The organism is Enterobacter cloacae complex sp. 397G4 (genome assembly GCF_050031515.1).
GTDB lineage: Bacteria > Pseudomonadota > Gammaproteobacteria > Enterobacterales > Enterobacteriaceae > Enterobacter > Enterobacter hormaechei_C.
The window spans coordinates 829320-850811 of record NZ_JBLGWE010000001.1 but is presented as its reverse complement, the minus strand read 5'-3'; the positions used below and the strand labels follow the sequence as shown (position 1 = coordinate 850811).

At 55.4% G+C, this 21492-nt stretch carries 19 protein-coding genes and 1 pseudogene; 3 read left to right on the top strand and 17 right to left on the bottom strand.

Annotation, left to right across the window (positions count from 1 at the left end; genetic code table 11):
• Positions 1–8: 8 nt before the first annotated feature.
• From ftsA to catA, 16 genes are all read right to left on the bottom strand, one after another.
• Positions 9–1265, bottom strand: a complete 1257-nt coding sequence (gene ftsA / locus ACQG1Y_RS04060; protein ID WP_003856340.1) for a cell division protein FtsA — start codon at positions 1263–1265, stop codon at positions 9–11.
• Positions 1262–2104, bottom strand: a complete 843-nt coding sequence (gene ftsQ, locus ACQG1Y_RS04055; RefSeq protein ID WP_003856342.1) for a cell division protein FtsQ — start codon at positions 2102–2104, stop codon at positions 1262–1264. The genes ftsA and ftsQ overlap by 4 nt, the downstream gene beginning before the upstream one ends.
• Before the next feature lies 1 nt (position 2105).
• The gene (locus ACQG1Y_RS04050) at positions 2106–3026 is read right to left on the bottom strand and encodes a D-alanine--D-alanine ligase (protein WP_033486446.1); all 921 of its coding nucleotides are present in this window, start codon (positions 3024–3026) and stop codon (positions 2106–2108) included.
• Complete coding sequence (murC, locus tag ACQG1Y_RS04045) at positions 3019–4494, bottom strand: UDP-N-acetylmuramate--L-alanine ligase (RefSeq protein ID WP_003856345.1); 1476 nt, start codon at positions 4492–4494, stop codon at positions 3019–3021. The genes ACQG1Y_RS04050 and murC overlap by 8 nt, the downstream gene beginning before the upstream one ends.
• Positions 4495–4553: 59 nt before the next feature.
• On the bottom strand, positions 4554–5618 hold the full coding sequence (gene murG / locus ACQG1Y_RS04040; protein WP_033486445.1) for an undecaprenyldiphospho-muramoylpentapeptide beta-N-acetylglucosaminyltransferase: 1065 nt from the start codon (positions 5616–5618) through the stop codon (positions 4554–4556).
• The gene (gene ftsW, locus ACQG1Y_RS04035; protein ID WP_006810115.1) at positions 5615–6859 is read right to left on the bottom strand and encodes a cell division protein FtsW; all 1245 of its coding nucleotides are present in this window, start codon (positions 6857–6859) and stop codon (positions 5615–5617) included. The genes murG and ftsW overlap by 4 nt, the downstream gene beginning before the upstream one ends.
• Positions 6859–8175, bottom strand: a complete 1317-nt coding sequence (gene murD, locus ACQG1Y_RS04030; protein ID WP_062938402.1) for a UDP-N-acetylmuramoyl-L-alanine--D-glutamate ligase — start codon at positions 8173–8175, stop codon at positions 6859–6861. Before murD ends, ftsW begins: the two co-directional genes overlap by 1 nt.
• A gap of 2 nt (positions 8176–8177) precedes the next feature.
• On the bottom strand, positions 8178–9260 hold the full coding sequence (mraY, locus tag ACQG1Y_RS04025) for a phospho-N-acetylmuramoyl-pentapeptide-transferase (RefSeq protein ID WP_003856353.1): 1083 nt from the start codon (positions 9258–9260) through the stop codon (positions 8178–8180).
• Positions 9254–10612, bottom strand: a complete 1359-nt coding sequence (gene murF / locus ACQG1Y_RS04020; protein ID WP_368740703.1) for a UDP-N-acetylmuramoyl-tripeptide--D-alanyl-D-alanine ligase — start codon at positions 10610–10612, stop codon at positions 9254–9256. The genes mraY and murF overlap by 7 nt, the downstream gene beginning before the upstream one ends.
• Positions 10609–12096, bottom strand: coding sequence for a UDP-N-acetylmuramoyl-L-alanyl-D-glutamate--2,6-diaminopimelate ligase (gene murE, locus ACQG1Y_RS04015; protein WP_017694519.1), 1488 nt, complete (start codon positions 12094–12096; stop codon positions 10609–10611). The genes murF and murE overlap by 4 nt, the downstream gene beginning before the upstream one ends.
• Positions 12083–13849 carry a peptidoglycan glycosyltransferase FtsI gene (gene ftsI / locus ACQG1Y_RS04010; RefSeq protein WP_003856361.1) on the bottom strand — a complete coding sequence of 589 codons (1767 nt, stop codon included), beginning with the start codon at positions 13847–13849 and terminating at the stop codon, positions 12083–12085. The genes murE and ftsI overlap by 14 nt, the downstream gene beginning before the upstream one ends.
• 15 nt (positions 13850–13864) lie before the next feature.
• On the bottom strand, positions 13865–14230 hold the full coding sequence (ftsL, locus tag ACQG1Y_RS04005; RefSeq protein WP_003856363.1) for a cell division protein FtsL: 366 nt from the start codon (positions 14228–14230) through the stop codon (positions 13865–13867).
• Positions 14227–15168, bottom strand: coding sequence for a 16S rRNA (cytosine(1402)-N(4))-methyltransferase RsmH (gene rsmH, locus ACQG1Y_RS04000; RefSeq protein WP_003856366.1), 942 nt, complete (start codon positions 15166–15168; stop codon positions 14227–14229). The genes ftsL and rsmH overlap by 4 nt, the downstream gene beginning before the upstream one ends.
• Positions 15169–15170: 2 nt before the next feature.
• A complete protein-coding gene (gene mraZ, locus ACQG1Y_RS03995; RefSeq protein WP_006810119.1) occupies positions 15171–15629 on the bottom strand; it encodes a division/cell wall cluster transcriptional repressor MraZ in 459 nt (152 codons plus the stop codon).
• Between the two features lie 579 nt (positions 15630–16208).
• Positions 16209–16906 (bottom strand): IS1-like element IS1B family transposase gene (locus ACQG1Y_RS03990; RefSeq protein ID WP_095033700.1). Its coding sequence is split into 2 segments (ribosomal slippage): positions 16209–16657 and positions 16657–16906, totalling 699 coding nucleotides; the frame shifts between segments, so codons are not numbered across the junction.
• 33 nt (positions 16907–16939) lie between these two features.
• Positions 16940–17614 (bottom strand): type A chloramphenicol O-acetyltransferase, encoded by a 675-nt coding sequence (gene catA / locus ACQG1Y_RS03985; RefSeq protein ID WP_031942326.1) that lies wholly within the window; start codon positions 17612–17614, stop codon positions 16940–16942.
• Between the two features lie 278 nt (positions 17615–17892).
• Between catA and ACQG1Y_RS03980 the strand changes: the two genes are divergently transcribed.
• Positions 17893–18590, top strand: a protein-coding gene (locus ACQG1Y_RS03980) for an IS1-like element IS1B family transposase (protein WP_095033700.1) whose coding sequence is annotated in 2 segments (ribosomal slippage) — positions 17893–18142 and positions 18142–18590 — 699 coding nt in all. Because the reading frame shifts where the segments join, the coding sequence is not laid out codon by codon here.
• 95 nt (positions 18591–18685) lie between these two features.
• On the opposite strand, the pseudogene aadA1 reads toward ACQG1Y_RS03980, so the two are convergent.
• A pseudogene (gene aadA1, locus ACQG1Y_RS03975) lies at positions 18686–19524 on the bottom strand (ANT(3'')-Ia family aminoglycoside nucleotidyltransferase AadA1).
• A 145-nt stretch (positions 19525–19669) separates the two neighbouring features.
• Here aadA1 and intI1 point away from each other — a divergent pair.
• Both intI1 and ACQG1Y_RS03965 read left to right on the top strand, forming a co-directional pair.
• Positions 19670–20683: a class 1 integron integrase IntI1 gene (gene intI1 / locus ACQG1Y_RS03970; protein ID WP_000845039.1), complete on the top strand. Its 1014-nt coding sequence runs from the start codon at positions 19670–19672 to the stop codon at positions 20681–20683.
• Positions 20684–20753: 70 nt separating this feature from the next.
• A complete protein-coding gene (locus tag ACQG1Y_RS03965; RefSeq protein ID WP_001067855.1) occupies positions 20754–21458 on the top strand; it encodes an IS6-like element IS26 family transposase in 705 nt (234 codons plus the stop codon).
• The last annotated feature ends 34 nt before the right edge of the window (positions 21459–21492 follow it).

The following is a 21492-nucleotide window of genomic DNA, read 5'->3' as shown; positions in this document are numbered from 1 at the left end:
TAAAAAAATTAAAACTCTTTTCGCAACCAGGTGTTAAGTCGTTTGACCCAAGACCCCACCGAGACGCGTTTTTCCACTTCTGCTTCACCACTCAAATGGGATTCTTTCCCGTAGTGCAGCAGGCCCACGGCCGTTGAGTAATACGGCTCCTGAGCGTAATCCGTTAAACCGGTAATATTCAGCGGCGCACCAATACGCACCTGCGTATGGAACACGCGCTGAGCGCAGGCCGCAAGACCTTCAATTTGCGCTGCCCCGCCGGTTAATACAATCCCCGCCGCGAGATGATGTTTCACACCCTGCTGGCGAAGCTGTTCCTGTAACTGCAAAATCTCTTCGTTGACCAGGTTGAGCAGCTCGGTATAACGCGGCTCAATCACCTCTGCCAGCGTCTGGCGTTGCAGGCTGCGCGGCGGTCGCCCGCCTACGCTCGGCACTTCAACGCTCTCGTCTTTGCCGACGATAGAGCCCAGCGCGCAACCATGGCGCACTTTAATCGCCTCTGCATCGCTCGGTGGCGTACCAAAGGCGTAAGCGATATCGCTGGTCACCACATTCCCGGCGTACGGGATCACTTTGGTGTGGCGTAACGCACCGCCGGTATAGACGGCCATGTCCATTGTACCACCACCAATATCGACCACACAGACGCCCAGTTCACGTTCGTCTTCGGTCAGCACGGAATAGCTCGCGGCAAGACCGGCGAAAATGAGTTGGTCAACTTTCAGGCCACAACGTTCAACGGCTTTTACAATGTTCTTCGCCATATCGTTGTGACATGTGATCAGGTGCACTTTTGCCTGCATACGCACGCCCGAGAGACCGACCGGATTCTTGATGCCTTCCTGGTAGTCGATCGCGTATTCCTGCGGGATCACATGCAGCACACGGTGCTCGTCGCGAACACGCACGGATTTCGCCGTGTGGACAACGTTCTCAACGTCTTCCTGCGTCACCTCTTCTTCAGAAATCGGCACCATACCGATTTCATTCTGGCAGCTGATGTGCTTACCAGACAGGGCCAGATAGACAGAGGAAATCTGGCAATCTGCCATCAATTCAGCCTGGTCGATGGCGCGCTGAACGCATTTCACCACCGACTCAAGGTCGTTTACCCCACCTTTATCCATACCACGGGAGGGGCAGCTGCCCACGCCAATGATATTGACCATACCGTCGGGCAGAACTTCCCCTACCAAAGCGGCAACCTTCGCGGTGCCAATCTCCAGTCCTACTACCAATTTTCTGTCCGTCGACTTGATCATTGTTGTTCTGCCTGTACCTGTGCCTGATTTTGTTGCTGATTAGGTTCCTCGACCGGAGCCGGCTCCCAACCGACTGCTGCGCCTGAGTCATAGCGCAAATCAACGTAGCTTATCCGTTTGCCATCCGTCTGCGCCTGCTGCTGTAAAACCGGGTAAAGTTCTACAAAACGCGCCAGACGTTTCATTGTGTCGCCGCGGCCAAGATTGAGCTTAATGCCATTCGTTAGGGTCAACTGCCAGGAACGGCGCGCCGTCATCGCAGCATCTTTTAACGTAAAGCGATCCTTAGCCAGCACCTGCCCCATCTCACGAAAACCCTGCAATACTTCGTTTTCGCTGCCTTCCGGGCCATACAACATCGGTAAATTCTGCTTGTTGACACGATCGCTCGGGACGCTGAACGAATTTCCGTCTACGTCAACCATATGCTGATCATTCCAACGCGCAATCGGCACATATTCAACCAGATGAATCTTCAATTCATCAGGCCATTGTTTTCTGACACTCGCCTGTTTTATCCACGGCAGACGTTCAATCTGACTCTGGATAATGTTGACGTCCTGCGTCATAAAGGTGCCAGGCGACCCAAGCGCCAGAATCGACTGGCGAATGTCATCGTTACGCGTGTAGTGTCGCTCCCCGGTCACCACCAGCTTCGACAGCGGCAACCGCTGCGCGTCTTCCATCCAGCCCAGCACCATCCAGCCGCTGATAAACACGGTGCACAGCACCCCGAGCAGGAAGATGATCCCTGCAAGACGCGTTCCATTACTCCGGCGCGAAGAGGAGTATTCTTCTTCGTCATCGCGGTTGCGCGTGTTCAATGCAGCCTGAGACATATCAGCCCGCCTGGTCCAGAATACGTACGACTAACTGCGAGAAGCTCATTCCCGCCTGACGCGCCGCCATCGGCACAAGGCTATGGCTGGTCATACCCGGAGACGTGTTTGCTTCCAGCAGATAAAATTGCCCGTCACCGTCAAGCATCACGTCAATGCGTCCCCAGCCACGACATCCCAGCACATTCCAGGCTTTAAGCACCAGAGACTGTAATTCGGCCTCACGCTCTGCTTCAAGACCCGCTGGGCAGAAATATTGCGTCTCATCAGAGAGATACTTCGCCTCATAATCATAGAAGACTCCGGCGGGTTGGATGCGAATTGACGGTAAAATTTCTTCGCCAAGCATCGCGACGGTAAATTCCGGCCCGCTAAGCCATTTTTCAATCAGAACTTCTTCATCATGTTGAAATGCCAGTGCTAAAGCGTCAGCCAAATCTACAGCTTTATCGACTTTGGACATTCCCACGCTCGACCCTTCACGGCTCGGCTTCACAATAACCGGTAAGCCCAGTGCCGCAATGCGTGTATTAACGCTGTCCGACAGACCCATTTCATATTCACGACGCGTCAGTGCAACCCATGGCGCAACGGGCAGGTCCGCCCCCTGCCACAGCATTTTGCTGCGCAGTTTATCCATGGAGATGGCGGATGCCATCACGCCGCTGCCGGTGTACGGCATACCGATCAGCTCCAGCAGCCCCTGCAACGTGCCGTCTTCACCGCCGCGACCGTGCAACGCGATAAAGGCTTTATCGAAGCCCATCGCTTTCAGCTGCGTGACGTCCACCTCTTTCGGATCAACCGGATGCGCGTCCACGCCACCTTCACGCAGGCCCGCCAGCACGGCAGCGCCCGAATTCAGAGAAACCTCGCGTTCGGCGGAAGTGCCGCCAAACAGGACAGCAATCTTATCAGCCATGACGCTCGTCCTCCTGAGTTTGCGGCTTCAGTTTGATTTCAGCTAAGGTACGGGCGATTTTGCCGATATTTCCCGCGCCCTGAATCAGGATCAGATCGTTACCCGTCAGGACCGGGGCAAGCATTTCAGCCACCTGAGCCGGGTCGGGAACCAGAATAGGATCCACTTTACCGCGTCCACGGATGGTACGACATAAAGAACGACTGTCCGCACCCGGAATCGGAGTTTCACCCGCTGCATAAACATCCAGCATCAGCAGGGTATCAACCTGCGAAAGGACGTTGGCAAAATCGTCATACAGATCGCGAGTACGCGTGTAACGGTGCGGCTGGAAGATCATGACCAGATTCTTTTCCGGCCAACCCGCGCGTGCCGCTTTGATGGTTGCGTCCACTTCCGTCGGATGGTGACCGTAGTCGTCTACCAGCATCGCAGAACCTGGCTTACCGTTTACCGGCTCCAGCGGGAATTCACCGAGGAAGTCGAAGCGACGGCCCGTCCCCTGGAAGCTCTCCAGTGCGCGCAGGATCGCTTCATCGTCAATGCCTTCTTCTGTCGCAACAGCCACCGCCGCTGCCGCATTCAGGGCGTTGTGACGTCCCGGAGCGTTCAGGGTGACATGCAGCAGGTCTTTATCCTGACGCGCGAGGGTGAAATGCCCCTGCGCACCGATCTGCTTGTAATCTTCTACGCGTACATCCGCGTCTTCGCTGAAGCCGTAGGTCGTAATTTGACGCCCGACGCGCGGCAGCAGCTCGCGAATAACCGGATCGTCCACGCACATCACCGCACGGCCATAGAACGGCAGGTTGTGCAGGAAGTTAATAAAGGTCTGCTTTAAGTTCTCGAAGTCGCCCTGGTAAGTGTCCATATGGTCAGCTTCGATGTTGGTGACGATCGCCACCATCGGCTGTAGATGCAGGAACGACGCATCGCTCTCATCCGCTTCCGCAATCAGATAACGGCTGTGGCCCAGACGCGCATGCACGCCAGCGGCTTTCACCAGACCACCGTTAACGAACGTCGGGTCGAGACCCGCTTCCGCATAAATGCTGGAGACCATCGCTGTTGTGGTGGTTTTACCGTGCGTACCGGCCACCGCAATGCCGTGACGGAAACGCATCAGTTCCGCCAGCATTTCCGCGCGACGGATCACCGGGATGCGCGCCTCATGCGCCGCAACGATTTCCGGGTTATCCGCGGAGATAGCGCTGGACACCACAACCACGCTCGCATCGCTCACGTTTTCCGGGCGATGATTGAAATAGATAGTCGCCCCCAGCGACGCCAGCTGCTGCGTAACAGGGTTTGGCGCCAGGTCAGACCCGCTGATCTGATAGCCTTCGTTAGCTAACACTTCGGCAATACCGCCCATGCCAGCACCACCGATGCCGACAAAGTGAATGTGCCGGACGCGACGCATCTCGGGCACGATAGAACGCAGTTTTGCCAGTTGTTGTGTATTCATTCTCTAAACGCCATCGACTACTTCAAAAAAATCGTGCAGCGCAACACGCACTGCGAGAATTATGCCTGGGCTGCCAGGCTCACTTCTTTTGCCACCCGTTCCGTTGCATCCGGGATAGCGGTCGCGCGTGCGCGTTGCGCCATCTCCAGTAATACATCCCGGTTCCAGCCCGCCAGGGTAGTGGCGACCGCATCAGCGGTAAATTGTGGCTGCTCAAAAATCTTCGCTGCGCCCGCTTTCTCAAGCGGCAGCGCATTCCAGTACTGCTGTCGGTCTTTGTGCTGGAACGGCACAAACAGCGCCGGTAAACCGGCGGCGGCGATTTCGCTCACCGTCAGCGCGCCCGAGCGACAGACCACAACATCGGCCCAGGCATAGGCTGCGGCCATATCATCAATAAATTCAGTCACTTTATGCTGCGGCTGACCTTCCTGCGCGTAGGCCTGCTCAACGGTCTGCTGAGCGCCCTTCCCGCTCTGGTGCCAGATGGTCACCGCATCACCCAGTTTTGCCGCAACCTGCGGCATCGTCTGGTTTAAAATACGTGCGCCCTGGGAACCGCCGACGACCAGCACGCGCACCGGCCCTTCGCGACCCGCCAGACGCGTATCTGGCAGCGGCAGCGCCAGCACGTCCACACGTACCGGATTCCCTACGACATCCGCTTTCGGGAATGCCCCGGGGAAGGCCTGCATAACTTTGGTGGCGATTTTTGCCAGCCATTTGTTGGTCAACCCGGCAATACCGTTCTGCTCATGCAGAACAACGGGGATGCCCAGTGACCACGCCGCCAGTCCGCCCGGACCGGAAACGTAACCGCCCATGCCCAGAACGACGTCAGGCTTAAAACGCTTCATAATGGCGCGCGCCTGACGCCAGGCATTGAAAATGCGCACCGGCGCCAGCAGCTGCGCCTTGATCCCTTTGCCACGAAGGCCAGAAATACGAATAAAGTCGATCTCGATACCGTGTTTAGGTACCAGATCGGCTTCCATGCGGTCTGCGGTTCCCAGCCAGCGTACCTGCCAGCCCTGTTCCATTAAATGGTGCGCAACCGCCAGTCCCGGGAACACGTGTCCACCGGTACCGCCTGCCATCACCATTAACCGCTTCGGTTGATTCATCGTGAACCTCGTGTAAACGCCTGGGCTTTCTCCAGACGCGTTTCATAATCTATGCGTAACAAAAACATGATGGCCGTCGACATGATCAACAGACTCGAACCACCATAACTGATCAACGGCAACGTCAGACCTTTGGTCGGCAGCATACCCGCTGCCGCCCCAACGTTTACCAGCGCCTGGAAGCTAAACCAGATACCAATTGAGCAGGCCAGGAAACCGGAGAAGCGGTGATCGATCTCCAGCGCTTTCCGGCCAATCGACATGGCGCGGAAAGCGACGAAGAATACCATTAATAGCGCCAATACCACACCGATATAACCCAGTTCTTCCCCAATAATGGAGAAGATGAAGTCGGTGTGCGCCTCCGGTAAATACTCCAGTTTTTGTACCGAGTTGCCCAGGCCTTGACCCCAGACTTCGCCGCGGCCAAACGCCATCAGCGACTGCGTCAGCTGGTAACCGCTGCCGAACGGATCTTCCCATGGGTTCCAGAACGAGGTCACACGGCGGATACGGTAGGGCTCGGCGAGGATCAGCAGCACCACCGCCGAAATCCCCATCCCGATGATGGCAATGAACTGCCACAGTTTTGCGCCCGCCAGGAACAGCATCGCCAGCGTAGTGACAAACAGTACGACTACCGTACCGAGGTCGGGCTGCGCCAGCAGCAGGATCGCGAGGACCAGAATCACGCCCATCGGTTTTAAGAAGCCACGAAGGTTGTTACGAACTTCGTCAACTTTACGCACCAGGTAGTTAGCCAGGTAGCAGAACAACGACAGTTTGGTGAACTCCGCGGGCTGAATACGCAGTGGCCCAAAGGCAATCCAGCGTGATGCCCCGTTAACGGAGCTCCCGACAACCAGAACGATCAACAGCATGATGATTGAGGCGATGAGCATGGCTGTACTGTGCCGCTGCCAGAACGACATCGGCAGGCGTAAGGTGATCATTGCCAGGCAGAACGCGAGAATGATGTACAGCCCGTCACGCTTGGCAAACAGGAACGGGTCGTTTGCCAGACGCTGTCCGACAGGCATTGACGCCGAGGTGACCATAATAAAGCCGATCGCCGCCAGCCCCAGCGTGAGCCAGAACAGCGTGCGGTCGTACATGATCAGGCTGTCGGAATCTTTATCCCGGGAAGCCATCACCCAGCCTTTCAGCGCCGTAAACAGCCATACCAGGATACCAAATCCTGGCAGGCGCGGCATTTTCAGGCGAGGGAGAGATAAACGCATCAGCCTAACTCCTTCGCCAGGCGGGTAAAGACATCACCCCGCTGTTCGAAACTCTTGAATTGATCGAGGCTGGCACAGGCTGGTGAGAGCAGTACCATATCGCCGGGCTTCACGCGTGGGGCGATGAGGCGCATCGCCTGCTCCATGGTCTCGGTTTGCTTGGCGACTTCAGGACGCAACGCTGCCAGCTCGCTGCCATCGCGGCCAAAGCAATACAGGCGCACGTTATCACCGTTGAGGTACTGCTTTAGCGAGGAGAAGTCAGCCGATTTACCGTCGCCGCCCAGCAGCAGGTATAGCGTGCCATCAACGTGCAAACCGTTCAGTGCCGCCTCGGTGCTACCCACGTTGGTCGCTTTGGAATCATTAATCCAGCGTACGCCGTTGTGCTCCAGCGCCAGCTGGAAGCGGTGCGCCAGGCCGGTAAAGGTGGTGAGCGCCTTCAGGCTTGAAGATCGCGGCAGGCCAACGGCATCCGCCAGCGCCAGCGCCGCCAGAGCATTGGTGTAGTTATGCTGGCCGGAGAGCATCATCTCTTTCACGTTCAGCACTTTCTCACCTTTCACGCGTAGCCAGGTTTCGCCCTGCTGACGATTAAGGTGATAGTCACCCATGTTAATACCGAAGCTAATGCAGCGTTCGTCTGCGCCGCGCACCGGCATGGTGAGTGCATCATCGGCATTCACTACGCAAACTTTGGCATTTTCATAAACGCGCAGTTTGGCCGCACGGTACTGCTGCAAGCCGAACGGGTATCTGTCCATATGATCTTCGGTGACGTTTAGGATCGTCGCCGCCGCCGCATGCAGGCTTGAAGTGGTTTCCAGCTGGAAGCTGGAAAGCTCAAGGACGAACAGCTCACACCCTTTATCAAGCAGCATCAGAGCGGGCAGACCAATGTTACCGCCCACGCCGACATTTTTGCCCGCCGCCTTCGCCATTTCCCCCACCAGCGTGGTGACGGTGCTTTTACCGTTTGAACCGGTAATGGCGACGATCGGGGCCTGCGCCTCCCGGCAGAACAGTTCGATATCGCCGACAATCTCAACGCCCGCATCCGCGGCGGCGCTCAGGGAAGGATGCGCCAGCGCCATACCGGGGCTGGCAACAATCAGATCGGCGGCCAGCAGCCACTCATCATTCAGACCACCCAGGTGGCGTTCAACCTGCTCCGGCAGCTTGTCCAGACCCGACGGAGAGACGCGCGTATCCATCACGCGCGGCGTCACGCCACGCGCAAGGAAAAAGTCCACGCAGGAGAGGCCGGTGAGGCCTAACCCGATGATAACGACTTTTTTGCCCTGGTAATCTGCCATGATTAACGTACCTTCAGCGTTGCCAGGCCAATCAGCACCAGCATCAGCGAAATAATCCAGAAGCGCACAATGACGCGCGGCTCCGGCCAGCCTTTCAGTTCATAGTGGTGGTGAATCGGTGCCATACGGAAGATGCGCTGACCGCGCAGCTTGAAGGAACCGACCTGCAAAATCACCGACAGCGTCTCAACCACAAACACACCGCCCATGATCACCAGCAGGAACTCCTGACGCAGCAGCACGGCGATAATGCCCAGCGCGCCGCCCAGCGCCAGTGAACCGACGTCGCCCATAAAGACCTGCGCCGGATAGGTGTTAAACCACAGGAAGCCCAGCCCCGCCCCGACAATCGCCGTACAGACGATCACCAGCTCACCCGCATGTCGCAGGTACGGGATGTGCAGGTAGTTTGCAAAGTTCATGTTACCGGTCGCCCACGCCACCAGCGCGAAACCGCCCGCGACAAACACGGTTGGCATGATGGCCAGGCCGTCCAGACCATCGGTCAGGTTGACGGCATTGCCGGTGCCGACGATCACAAAGTAAGCCAGCAGAATGTAGAACAGCCCCAATTGCGGCATCACGTCTTTGAAGAACGGCACCACCAGCTCGGTGGCCGGGGTGTCTTTTCCTGCCAGATAAAGCGCGAAGGCCACGCCCAGCGCAATCACCGACATCCAGAAATACTTCCAGCGGGCGATCAAACCTTTGGTGTCTTTGCGCACGACTTTGCGGTAGTCATCAACAAAACCGATGATCCCATAGCCAACCAGCACGGTCAGCACGCACCAGACGTAGGGGTTAGACGGATAGGCCCACAGCAGAACGGACACCACAATCGCGGTCAGGATCATGATCCCGCCCATGGTCGGCGTACCGCGCTTGCTGAAGTGCGATTCCGGACCATCGTTGCGTACAACCTGGCCGAAAGAGAGTTTTTGCAGACGGGCAATCATGCGCGGGCCCATCCACAGCGAGATGAACAGCGCAGTCAGCAGGCTGACGATGGCGCGAAACGTCAGATAGGAAAAGACGTTAAAGCCTGAGTAATATTTGACCAAATGTTCGGCCAGCCAAACTAACATGTCCCGTTCTCCTGTAATGCGTGCACAACCTCTTCCATGGCGGCACTACGTGAACCTTTAACTAAAACAGTCACAATCTGTTTTTCTGTAATCAATGCCTTCAGGCGTTCGATCAGTGCAGATTTATCGGCAAAATGTTCGCCAACTTCACTGGCATCGGAAATGGCCTTGCTCAGCGAGCCTGCGCTCAATACGCGGTCAAGCCCGGCGGCTTTCGCCGCTTCACCCACCTGAACATGGCAGGCTTCGCTTTCATCACCCAGCTCGGCCATATCGCCCACAACCATCACGCGATAGCCCGGCATCTCAGACAAGACCTGCACGGCCGCCGTCATGGAGCCGACGTTAGCGTTGTAGGAGTCATCCAGCAGAAGTTTGTTTTCAGCCAGCTGGATCGGGAAAAGACGCCCCGGCACGGCTTTTAAATTTGCCAGACCTGCTTTGATCGCCGCGTGTGAGGCACCTACCGCCATTGAGAGCGCTGCCGCAGCAAGCGCATTGGCGATGTTATGACGACCGGGCAGGGGCAGCAGCACCTCGATGTCGCCCGTTGGGGTCGTGAGGGTGAACTCGGTGCCGTGTGACGTCACATGAATGTTGGTCGCCGAAAAATCACTGTTTGCCGCATTCGGTGAGAAGCGCCAGGTTTTGCGTGAACCAATGATGCTCTGCCAGTTCAGCCAGTCGTTGTTATCGGCGTTCATAATGGCGATGCCGTCATCCGGCAGGCCGGTATAAATTTCACCTTTCGCTTTCGCCACACCGGCCAGCGAACCAAAACCTTCAAGATGTGCCGCCGCCAGGTTATTCACCAGCGCCGCTTCCGGACGCGTCAGGCTCACGGTCCAGGCGATTTCGCCCTGATGGTTAGCCCCTAACTCAATCACCGCATATTCATGCTCGTGGGTCAGGCGCAGCAGCGTCATCGGTACACCGATGTCATTATTAAGGTTGCCCGCCGTATAAAGCGTGTTACCGCACTGGCTAAGGATCGCCGCCGTCATCTCTTTAACGGAGGTTTTGCCCGACGAGCCCGTCAGCGCCACGACGCGTGTTGGCACCTGCTGGCGAACCCATGCCGCCAGCTCGCCAAACGCCAGGCGCGTATCTTTCACCACAATCTGCGGCAAATCGATATCGAGCTTACGGCTGACCAGCAGCGCGCCCGCGCCGTTATCTTTAGCCTGTTGCGCAAAATCGTGGGCGTCAAAACGCTCGCCCTTCAGCGCCACAAACAGGCAGCCCGCCGTCACCTTACGGGTGTCGGTGGTCACAGCCTCAATGGTTAGATCCTGACCATGCAGCATCCCCTGCAATACCGCAGCGGCCTGGCTTAACGTAATGCTAATCATGCCACCACTCCCAGCAGACGCGCTGCCGTCACGCGGTCGGAGTAATCCAGACGACGATTGCCGACGATCTGATAATCTTCATGACCTTTACCGGCCAGCAGAACCACATCGTTCTCCTGCGCCTGCATAATGGCGTTAGTCACGGCCTCCGCACGGCCTTCGACCACGCGCGCACGACCCGCGTCCAGCATGCCCGCCAGAATGTCATTGATAATGGCCCGCGGCTCTTCGGTACGCGGGTTGTCATCGGTTACCACGGGAATATCTGCGAACTGCTCAGCTATGGCGCCCATCAGCGGACGTTTGCCCTTGTCGCGATCGCCACCGCAGCCAAACACGCACCAGAGCTTGCCTGCGCAGTGCAGACGCGCCGCTTCCAGCGCTTTTTCCAGCGCATCCGGCGTGTGTGCGTAATCCACGACCACCGTCGGCTTGCCCGGCGCGCTGAACACTTCCATGCGGCCACAGACCGGTTGCAAACGCTCAGACGTTTTCAGCAGATCCGCCATCGGGTAGCCCAGCGCCAGCAGCGTCGCCAGCGCCAGCAGCAGGTTACTGACGTTAAAGGCCCCCATCAGGCGGCTTTCAATTTCACCTTCGCCCCAGGTGGAAGCGAAGCGGATCGTCGCCCCACTATCGTGGTAGTTCACCTCGACCGCCTTCAGCCAGCGGCCGCGGCAGTTCGGATTAATGCGATCTTCCATCGACACCGCCACCGCATCCGGCAGTTTTTCCAGCCAGCGGCGACCGACTTCGTCGTCGGCGTTAATGATCGCCTGCCCGTGGTGGTGAGTGGAATAAAGCAGCCATTTCGCCGCTTCGTAGTGCTCCATATCACCATGATAATCAAGGTGATCGCGGCTCAGGTTAGTAAAGACAGAGGCAGCAAATTTCAGGGCCGCCACGCGATGTTGTACCAGACCATGGGAAGAGACTTCCATCGCAGCGAAGGTCGCCCCCTGCTCAGCGAGGCCCGCCAGCACACGCTGCACGTCAACCGCCGAGCCTGTAGTGTTTTCCGTCGGGCTTACTTTGCCCAGAAGACCGTTCCCCACCGTGCCCATGACGGCACCGGCTTCGCCCAGCAGCTGTGCCCACTGCGCCATCAGCTGAGTGGTGGTGGTTTTTCCGTTGGTTCCTGTCACGCCAACCAGCTTTAACTGGTCGGAAGGTTCGTTGTAAAAACGTCCTGCCAGCGCGGAGAGACGCTCATTAAGCTGGCTGAGATAGATGACCGGCACGCCGTGCATTTCACGGATCTCACCGTCTGTTGCCTCATCTTTGGCCTCAGCAATAATGGCAGCAACACCTTGCGCAATCGCCTGCGGGATATAACGACGCCCGTCCGCCTGATGACCCACCACTGCCACAAAAAGATCGCCAGAAGCCGCTACGCGGCTGTCCAGTACCATCTCTCGCAGTGCTCGCGCAGGTAGCATAGGCACCCACGGAGCAAGAAGGTCGCGCAAATTACGATCTGCCACCTGTTCCCTCGCCTTGATTAATTACAAATTCACTTTTTTCGCCCGTCGCCAGCGCATCCGGTTCAATGTTCATGGTGCGCAACACGCCGCCCATAATAGCCCCGAACACAGGCGCGGAGACGGCGCCGCCGTAGTATTTACCCGCCTGCGGATCGTTGATGACGACCACCAGCGCAAAACGCGGATTGCTTGCAGGCGCTACGCCTGCGGTATAGGCAATGTATTTGTTGATATAGCGGCCGTCCGGCCCCACTTTTTTCGCTGTACCGGTTTTAATGGCGATACGATAGCCCTTAATTGCGGCCTTCACGCCGCCACCGCCAGGTAACGCGACGCTTTCCATCATATGCACGACGGTACGAACGATAGATTCCGGGAAAACACGTTCCCCCGGAACCGGTGGATCAACTTTGGTGATCGACAGCGGACGATAAATGCCATAGCTGCCAATCGTTGCGTAGACTCGCGCTAACTGTAAGGGAGTTACCATTAGCCCGTAGCCGAAAGAGAAGGTGGCCCTCTCTATGTCAGACCACCGTTGTTTTTGAGGATATAAGCCACTGCGTTCTCCGACCAACCCCAAATTGGTCGCCTTTCCCAGCCCAAAACGTGAGTAAGTATCTACTAACGCTGAGGACGGCATCGCTAACGCCAGTTTTGACACACCGACGTTACTCGACTTCTGTAAGACCCCGGTGAGGGTCAGTTCGCTGTAACGTGCCACGTCTTTGATTTCGTGACCGTTAATTCGATAAGGAATCGTATTCAGAACGGTATTTTCGTTGACGATGCCTCGCTGTAGAGCCGTCATCACCACCATAGGTTTTACGGTTGAGCCGGGTTCAAACACATCGGTGATGGAGCGGTTACGCATTGCATCTTTTGCTGTACCGGCAAAATTATTCGGGTTGTATGAGGGGCTACTGGCCATCGCCAGCACTTCACCTGTCGCCACATCCACCAGCACGGCGCTGCCCGATTCCGCCTTGTTAAACGCGACGGCGTTGTTCAGCTCACGATAGACCAGCGCCTGCAAGCGTTCATCAATACTCAGGGCCAGGTTGTGCGCGGCCTGGCTGTCTGTCGAGGAAATGTCTTCAATGACGCGACCATAGCGGTCTTTACGCACGATTCGCTCGCCAGGCTGGCCGGTAAGCCACTTGTCGAAGCTTTTTTCAACGCCCTCAATCCCCTGGCTATCCACGTTGGTAAAGCCAATCAGGTGCGCGGTGACTTCGCCCGAAGGATAGTAACGGCGGGATTCTTCCCGCAGATGAATGCCCGGCAGCTTCAGTTTCTTAATGTAGTCAGCCATGTCAGGGTTCACCTGACGGGCAAGATAGATAAAGCGCCCTTTCGGGTTGGCGTTAACGCGCGACGCCAGCTGATCCAGCGGCATTTTCAACGCGTCTGACAGCGCCTTCCAGCGGTTATCAAGGGTGATCCCGCCTGCATCGTGTAACTCTTTCGGATCGGCCCAGATCGCCTTCACCGGCACGCTCACCGCCAGCGGACGGCCGGAACGATCGGTGATCATCCCACGAGAGGTAGAAACTTCCTGCACGCGCAGAGAACGCATATCACCCTGACGTACCAGCATGTCAGGCGCGATGATTTGTAGCCACGCCACGCGTCCCAGCAGGAAACCCAGCGCCAGTAAAATGCAGCCGCAAAGCAACGCAAAACGCCAACTGACAAAGTTGGCCTGTTCTTCCTGGCGTTTTGGTTTTAGCGTTTTTGCCGCTGCTTTCATGCGTCGCGTTTTCCCTTATTTTTGTACTACGATATTTTCCTGCGAAGGATCAACATGCTGTAATTGCAGTTTTTCCGTTGCGATCCGTTCAACCCGGCTGTGATCGCCGAGCGCGTTTTCTTCAAGGATCAGATTTCGCCATTCAATATCCAGCGCATCGCGTTCCAGTACCATCTGTTCGCGCTGCGCAGTTAATAAACGGGTATGGTGAGCGGTGGTGACCACCATGACTGCCGTCACAATGATGCAAATGAACAAGCAGAGTGGCAGCTTCCCAAACCGCAAAAGATCGTCGCCGATCACGCCAGGCAAGGCATGGCGCTCGTTGCTTCCTAACGATCCCTTAACTTTGCTTAGGGTCTCTGTCACTCTGCTGATCATGCGTTCGTCCTCTCTGCAATACGCAGCACTGAACTACGGGCACGTGGATTCTCTGCCACCTCTTCTTCGCCCGGCATCAACTTGCCTAATGCTCGCAACTGACGGCCTCCCAGCTTTCTGAGTTGTTCTTCCGTCATCGGCAACCCAGCTGGAACCTGCGGACCGCGGCTCTGTTCACGCATAAAGCGTTTTACGATGCGATCTTCCAGCGAATGGAAGCTGATGATGGATAACCGCCCACCCGGGGCCAGCACGTCGAGCGAGCTTTTTAGCGCCAGCTCTATTTCCTCCAGTTCACTGTTTACCCAGATACGAACCGCCTGGAAGGTACGGGTCGCAGGATGTTTGTGCTTGTCCTTCACCGGCGTTGCCGCCGCGATGACTTCTGCCAGCTCTTTGGTACGGGTCATTGGCTCAACGCGGTTGCGCTCCACGATGGCGCGCGCAATACGTTTGCCAAAGCGTTCTTCACCGAAGGTTTTAATTACCCAGGCAATATCCGCTTCGTCAGCAGTTTGTAACCATTCAGCGGCAGACTGGCCGCGAGTGGGGTCCATACGCATATCCAGCGGCCCATCACGCATAAAGGAGAAGCCGCGTTCTGCATCATCAAGCTGTGGTGAAGAGACGCCAAGATCGAGGAGAATCCCGTCGATCTTGCCGGTCAGGCCGCGCTCAGCGACATAATCCGCAAGCGCAGAGAAAGGTCCATGCACGATGGAAAAGCGAGGATCATCGATGGTTTGCGCAACGGCAATCGCCTGCGGATCGCGGTCAATTGCCAGCAGGCGTCCTTCCGCTCCAAGCTGGGAGAGGATCAAACGCGAGTGACCACCGCGACCAAAAGTGCCATCAATATAGATGCCGTCTGGACGAATATTCAGGCCGTTAACGGCCTCATCCAGCAGCACCGTTGTATGTTTATAATTTTCCATCATATTTATAGAGACAAGTCCCGCAGCCGTTCCGATAATGTTGCGGAATCAGACTGCTCAGCGTCGATATCTTCCTTGACCTGTTGATACCAGGTCGTTTCGTCCCACAGTTCAAACTTGTTGAACTGCCCGACCAGCATCACTTCTTTAGTCAGACCGGCATGTTGCCGCAACACAGGCGCAATCAATAATCGCCCGGCGCTATCCATCTGACATTCACTGGCATGTCCCAATAACAACCGCTGCACGCGGCGTTCTTGCGGGTTCATGCTCGACAGTCGCGACAGCTTTTGCTCAATGATTTCCCATTCAGGCAAAGGGTAAAGCAGCAGGCAGGGGGAGTTGATGTCAATGGTGCAAACCAGTTGACCCGAAGCGTTCTCAATCAGCTGGTCGCGGTATCGGGTTGGTACCGATAAACGCCCTTTGCTGTCGAGATTGACTAACGTTGCTCCACGGAACATGCCAGCCTCACCCCTCCTCACCACTTTAACCCACAAATTCCCACCTGAAGGAGTTTACGGAGCGAGGGAAAAGCTTGTCAAGCCAGGACTCTCTCTATACTGGCGCGAAAGCACCGTATTTACAGAGCAAGAGTGACCTGGCTAATAACTACACAACTGGCGAGGCAAAATTAACGTTATGGATATTTGTAAGAAAAAAACCGAATATGCACACGAGCGTTAAGACTCACTCAATATCATCGCAGGGAAATATAAAGTGTCAGTTTGCGACGCGGGCAGCATTTTAAGGCATATCGCCGGGGGATAACAGCACCAGATTAAGCGCAAGGCAATATGGATTCGTTCGTGTACATTGAGGGCTGAAGGGGACAGTAAAAAATGGCTGAATATTCATCGGCTGGCGGCTGTTTGTAACAAAACAATACAAAAGAATGCCCGTTAAAAATTATAATTGCGCTTTTTAACGCCAAAACGGATTCAGAAAAATAGCCGGCTACGAATCTTAGAGATAAATCCTAATTTTTATCCGGGAATTATTTCCCGCAATAAATGCGCCGCAAAAGGGGTAATGACTCCAACTTATTGATAGTGTTTTATGTTCAGATAATGCCCGATGACTTTGTCATGCAGCTCCACCGATTTTGAGAACGACAGCGACTTCCGTCCCAGCCGTGCCAGGTGCTGCCTCAGATTCAGGTTATGCCGCTCAATTCGCTGCGTATATCGCTTGCTGATTACGTGCAGCTTTCCCTTCAGGCGGGATTCATACAGCGGCCAGCCATCCGTCATCCATATCACCACGTCAAAGGGTGACAGCAGGCTCATAAGACGCCCCAGCGTCGCCATCGTGCGTTCACCGAATACGTGCGCAACAACCGTCTTCCGGAGCCTGTCATACGCGTAAAACAGCCAGCGCTGGCGCGATTTAGCCCCGACGTATCCCCACTGTTCGTCCATTTCCGCGCAGACGATGACGTCACTGCCCGGCTGTATGCGCGAGGTTACCGACTGCGGCCTGAGTTTTTTAAATGGCGGAAAATCGTGTTGAGGCCAACGCCCATAATGCGGGCGGTTGCCCGGCATCCAACGCCATTCATGGCCATATCAATGATTTTCTGGTGCGTACCGGGTTGAGAAGCGGTGTAAGTGAACTGCAGTTGCCATGTTTTACGGCAGTGAGAGCAGAGATAGCGCTGATGTCCGGCAGTGCTTTTGCCGTTACGCACCACCCCGTCAGTAGCTGAACAGGAGGGACAGCTGATAGAAACAGAAGCCACTGGAGCACCTCAAAAACACCATCATACACTAAATCAGTAAGTTGGCAGCATCACCCCGCCCTGCCACTCATCGCAGTACTGTTGTAATTCATTAAGCATTCTGCCGACATGGAAGCCATCACAAACGGCATGATGAACCTGAATCGCCAGCGGCATCAGCACCTTGTCGCCTTGCGTATAATATTTGCCCATGGTGAAAACGGGGGCGAAGAAGTTGTCCATATTGGCCACGTTTAAATCAAAACTGGTGAAACTCACCCAGGGATTGGCTGAGACGAAAAACATATTCTCAATAAACCCTTTAGGGAAATAGGCCAGGTTTTCACCGTAACACGCCACATCTTGCGAATATATGTGTAGAAACTGCCGGAAATCGTCGTGGTATTCACTCCAGAGCGATGAAAACGTTTCAGTTTGCTCATGGAAAACGGTGTAACAAGGGTGAACACTATCCCATATCACCAGCTCACCGTCTTTCATTGCCATACGGAATTCCGGATGAGCATTCATCAGGCGGGCAAGAATGTGAATAAAGGCCGGATAAAACTTGTGCTTATTTTTCTTTACGGTCTTTAAAAAGGCCGTAATATCCAGCTGAACGGTCTGGTTATAGGTACATTGAGCAACTGACTGAAATGCCTCAAAATGTTCTTTACGATGCCATTGGGATATATCAACGGTGGTATATCCAGTGATTTTTTTCTCCATTTTAGCTTCCTTAGCTCCTGAAAATCTCGATAACTCAAAAAATACGCCCGGTAGTGATCTTATTTCATTATGGTGAAAGTTGGAACCTCTTACGTGCCGATCAACGTCTCATTTTCGCCAAAAGTTGGCCCAGGGCTTCCCGGTATCAACAGGGACACCAGGATTTATTTATTCTGCGAAGTGATCTTCCGTCACAGGTATTTATTCGGCGCAAAGTGCGTCGGGTGATGCTGCCAACTTACTGATTTAGTGTATGATGGTGTTTTTGAGGTGCTCCAGTGGCTTCTGTTTCTATCAGCTGTCCCTCCTGTTCAGCTACTGACGGGGTGGTGCGTAACGGCAAAAGCACTGCCGGACATCAGCGCTATCTCTGCTCTCACTGCCGTAAAACATGGCAACTGCAGTTCACTTACACCGCTTCTCAACCCGGTACGCACCAGAAAATCATTGATATGGCCATGAATGGCGTTGGATGCCGGGCAACCGCCCGCATTATGGGCGTTGGCCTCAACACGATTTTCCGCCATTTAAAAAACTCAGGCCGCAGTCGGTAACCTCGCGCATACAGCCGGGCAGTGACGTCATCGTCTGCGCGGAAATGGACGAACAGTGGGGATACGTCGGGGCTAAATCGCGCCAGCGCTGGCTGTTTTACGCGTATGACAGGCTCCGGAAGACGGTTGTTGCGCACGTATTCGGTGAACGCACGATGGCGACGCTGGGGCGTCTTATGAGCCTGCTGTCACCCTTTGACGTGGTGATATGGATGACGGATGGCTGGCCGCTGTATGAATCCCGCCTGAAGGGAAAGCTGCACGTAATCAGCAAGCGATATACGCAGCGAATTGAGCGGCATAACCTGAATCTGAGGCAGCACCTGGCACGGCTGGGACGGAAGTCGCTGTCGTTCTCAAAATCGGTGGAGCTGCATGACAAAGTCATCGGGCATTATCTGAACATAAAACACTATCAATAAGTTGGAGTCATTACCCGCTTAAAAATAATAAAAGCAGACTTGACCTGATAGTTTGGCTGTGAGCAATTATGTGCTTAGTGCATCTAACGCTTGAGTTAAGCCGCGCCGCGAAGCGGCGTCGGCTTGAACGAATTGTTAGACATTATTTGCCGACTACCTTGGTGATCTCGCCTTTCACGTAGTGAACAAATTCTTCCAACTGATCTGCGCGCGAGGCCAAGCGATCTTCTTCTTGTCCAAGATAAGCCTGTCTAGCTTCAAGTATGACGGGCTGATACTGGGCCGGCAGGCGCTCCATTGCCCAGTCGGCAGCGACATCCTTCGGCGCGATTTTGCCGGTTACTGCGCTGTACCAAATGCGGGACAACGTAAGCACTACATTTCGCTCATCGCCAGCCCAGTCGGGCGGCGAGTTCCATAGCGTTAAGGTTTCATTTAGCGCCTCAAATAGATCCTGTTCAGGAACCGGATCAAAGAGTTCCTCCGCCGCTGGACCTACCAAGGCAACGCTATGTTCTCTTGCTTTTGTCAGCAAGATAGCCAGATCAATGTCGATCGTGGCTGGCTCGAAGATACCTGCAAGAATGTCATTGCGCTGCCATTCTCCAAATTGCAGTTCGCGCTTAGCTGGATAACGCCACGGAATGATGTCGTCGTGCACAACAATGGTGACTTCTACAGCGCGGAGAATCTCGCTCTCTCCAGGGGAAGCCGAAGTTTCCAAAAGGTCGTTGATCAAAGCTCGCCGCGTTGTTTCATCAAGCCTTACGGTCACCGTAACCAGCAAATCAATATCACTGTGTGGCTTCAGGCCGCCATCCACTGCGGAGCCGTACAAATGTACGGCCAGCAACGTCGGTTCGAGATGGCGCTCGATGACGCCAACTACCTCTGATAGTTGAGTCGATACTTCGGCGATCATCGCTTCCCTCATGATGTTTAACTTTGTTTTAGGGCGACTGCCCTGCTGCGTAACATCGTTGCTGCTCCATAACATCAAACATCGACCCACGGCGTAACGCGCTTGCTGCTTGGATGCCCGAGGCATAGACTGTACAAAAAAACAGTCATAACAAGCCATGAAAACCGCCACTGCGCCGTTACCACCGCTGCGTTCGGTCAAGGTTCTGGACCAGTTGCGTGAGCGCATACGCTACTTGCATTACAGCTTACCAACCGAACAGGCTTATGTCCACTGGGTTCGTGCCTTCATCCGTTTCCACGGTGTGCGTCACCCGGCAACCTTGGGCAGCAGCGAAGTCGAGGCATTTCTGTCCTGGCTGGCGAACGAGCGCAAGGTTTCGGTCTCCACGCATCGTCAGGCATTGGCGGCCTTGCTGTTCTTCTACGGCAAGGTGCTGTGCACGGATCTGCCCTGGCTTCAGGAGATCGGAAGACCTCGGCCGTCGCGGCGCTTGCCGGTGGTGCTGACCCCGGATGAAGTGGTTCGCATCCTCGGTTTTCTGGAAGGCGAGCATCGTTTGTTCGCCCAGCTTCTGTATGGAACGGGCATGCGGATCAGTGAGGGTTTGCAACTGCGGGTCAAGGATCTGGATTTCGATCACGGCACGATCATCGTGCGGGAGGGCAAGGGCTCCAAGGATCGGGCCTTGATGTTACCCGAGAGCTTGGCACCCAGCCTGCGCGAGCAGCTGTCGCGTGCACGGGCATGGTGGCTGAAGGACCAGGCCGAGGGCCGCAGCGGCGTTGCGCTTCCCGACGCCCTTGAGCGGAAGTATCCGCGCGCCGGGCATTCCTGGCCGTGGTTCTGGGTTTTTGCGCAGCACACGCATTCGACCGATCCACGGAGCGGTGTCGTGCGTCGCCATCACATGTATGACCAGACCTTTCAGCGCGCCTTCAAACGTGCCGTAGAACAAGCAGGCATCACGAAGCCCGCCACACCGCACACCCTCCGCCACTCGTTCGCGACGGCCTTGCTCCGCAGCGGTTACGACATTCGAACCGTGCAGGATCTGCTCGGCCATTCCGACGTCTCTACGACGATGATTTACACGCATGTGCTGAAAGTTGGCGGTGCCGGAGTGCGCTCACCGCTTGATGCGCTGCCGCCCCTCACTAGTGAGAGGTAGGGCAGCGGGCACTGTTGCAAATAGTCGGTGGTGATAAACTTATCATCCCCTTTTGCTGATGGAGCTGCACATGAACCCATTCAAAGGCCGGCATTTTCAGCGTGACATCATTCTGTGGGCCGTACGCTGGTACTGCAAATACGGCATCAGTTACCGTGAGCTGCAGGAGATGCTGGCTGAACGCGGAGTGAATGTCGATCACTCCACGATTTACCGCTGGGTTCAGCGTTATGCGCCTGAAATGGAAAAACGGCTGCGCTGGTACTGGCGTAACCCTTCCGATCTTTGCCCGTGGCACATGGATGAAACCTACGTGAAGGTCAATGGCCGCTGGGCGTATCTGTACCGGGCCGTCGACAGCCGGGGCCGCACTGTCGATTTTTATCTCTCCTCCCGTCGTAACAGCAAAGCTGCATACCGGTTTCTGGGTAAAATCCTCAACAACGTGAAGAAGTGGCAGATCCCGCGATTCATCAACACGGATAAAGCGCCCGCCTATGGTCGCGCGCTTGCTCTGCTCAAACGCGAAGGCCGGTGCCCGTCTGACGTTGAACACCGACAGATTAAGTACCGGAACAACGTGATTGAATGCGATCATGGCAAACTGAAACGGATAATCGGCGCCACGCTGGGATTTAAATCCATGAAGACGGCTTACGCCACCATCAAAGGTATTGAGGTGATGCGTGCACTACGCAAAGGCCAGGCCTCAGCATTTTATTATGGTGATCCCCTGGGCGAAATGCGCCTGGTAAGCAGAGTTTTTGAAATGTAAGGCCTTTGAATAAGACAAAAGGCTGCCTCATCGC

Coding starts and splice junctions, on each gene's coding strand:
- ftsA (WP_003856340.1), bottom strand. CDS start 1,265: ATGATCAAGTCGACGGACAGAAAATTGGTAGTAGGACTGGAGATTGGC.
- ftsQ (WP_003856342.1), bottom strand. CDS start 2,104: ATGTCTCAGGCTGCATTGAACACGCGCAACCGCGATGACGAAGAAGAA.
- ACQG1Y_RS04050 (WP_033486446.1), bottom strand. CDS start 3,026: ATGGCTGATAAGATTGCTGTCCTGTTTGGCGGCACTTCCGCCGAACGC.
- murC (WP_003856345.1), bottom strand. CDS start 4,494: ATGAATACACAACAACTGGCAAAACTGCGTTCTATCGTGCCCGAGATG.
- murG (WP_033486445.1), bottom strand. CDS start 5,618: ATGAATCAACCGAAGCGGTTAATGGTGATGGCAGGCGGTACCGGTGGA.
- ftsW (WP_006810115.1), bottom strand. CDS start 6,859: ATGCGTTTATCTCTCCCTCGCCTGAAAATGCCGCGCCTGCCAGGATTT.
- murD (WP_062938402.1), bottom strand. CDS start 8,175: ATGGCAGATTACCAGGGCAAAAAAGTCGTTATCATCGGGTTAGGCCTC.
- mraY (WP_003856353.1), bottom strand. CDS start 9,260: ATGTTAGTTTGGCTGGCCGAACATTTGGTCAAATATTACTCAGGCTTT.
- murF (WP_368740703.1), bottom strand. CDS start 10,612: ATGATTAGCATTACGTTAAGCCAGGCCGCTGCGGTATTGCAGGGGATG.
- ftsI (WP_003856361.1), bottom strand. CDS start 13,849: ATGAAAGCAGCGGCAAAAACGCTAAAACCAAAACGCCAGGAAGAACAG.
- ftsL (WP_003856363.1), bottom strand. CDS start 14,230: ATGATCAGCAGAGTGACAGAGACCCTAAGCAAAGTTAAGGGATCGTTA.
- rsmH (WP_003856366.1), bottom strand. CDS start 15,168: ATGATGGAAAATTATAAACATACAACGGTGCTGCTGGATGAGGCCGTT.
- mraZ (WP_006810119.1), bottom strand. CDS start 15,629: ATGTTCCGTGGAGCAACGTTAGTCAATCTCGACAGCAAAGGGCGTTTA.
- catA (WP_031942326.1), bottom strand. CDS start 17,614: ATGGAGAAAAAAATCACTGGATATACCACCGTTGATATATCCCAATGG.
- intI1 (WP_000845039.1), top strand. CDS start 19,670: ATGAAAACCGCCACTGCGCCGTTACCACCGCTGCGTTCGGTCAAGGTT.
- ACQG1Y_RS03965 (WP_001067855.1), top strand. CDS start 20,754: ATGAACCCATTCAAAGGCCGGCATTTTCAGCGTGACATCATTCTGTGG.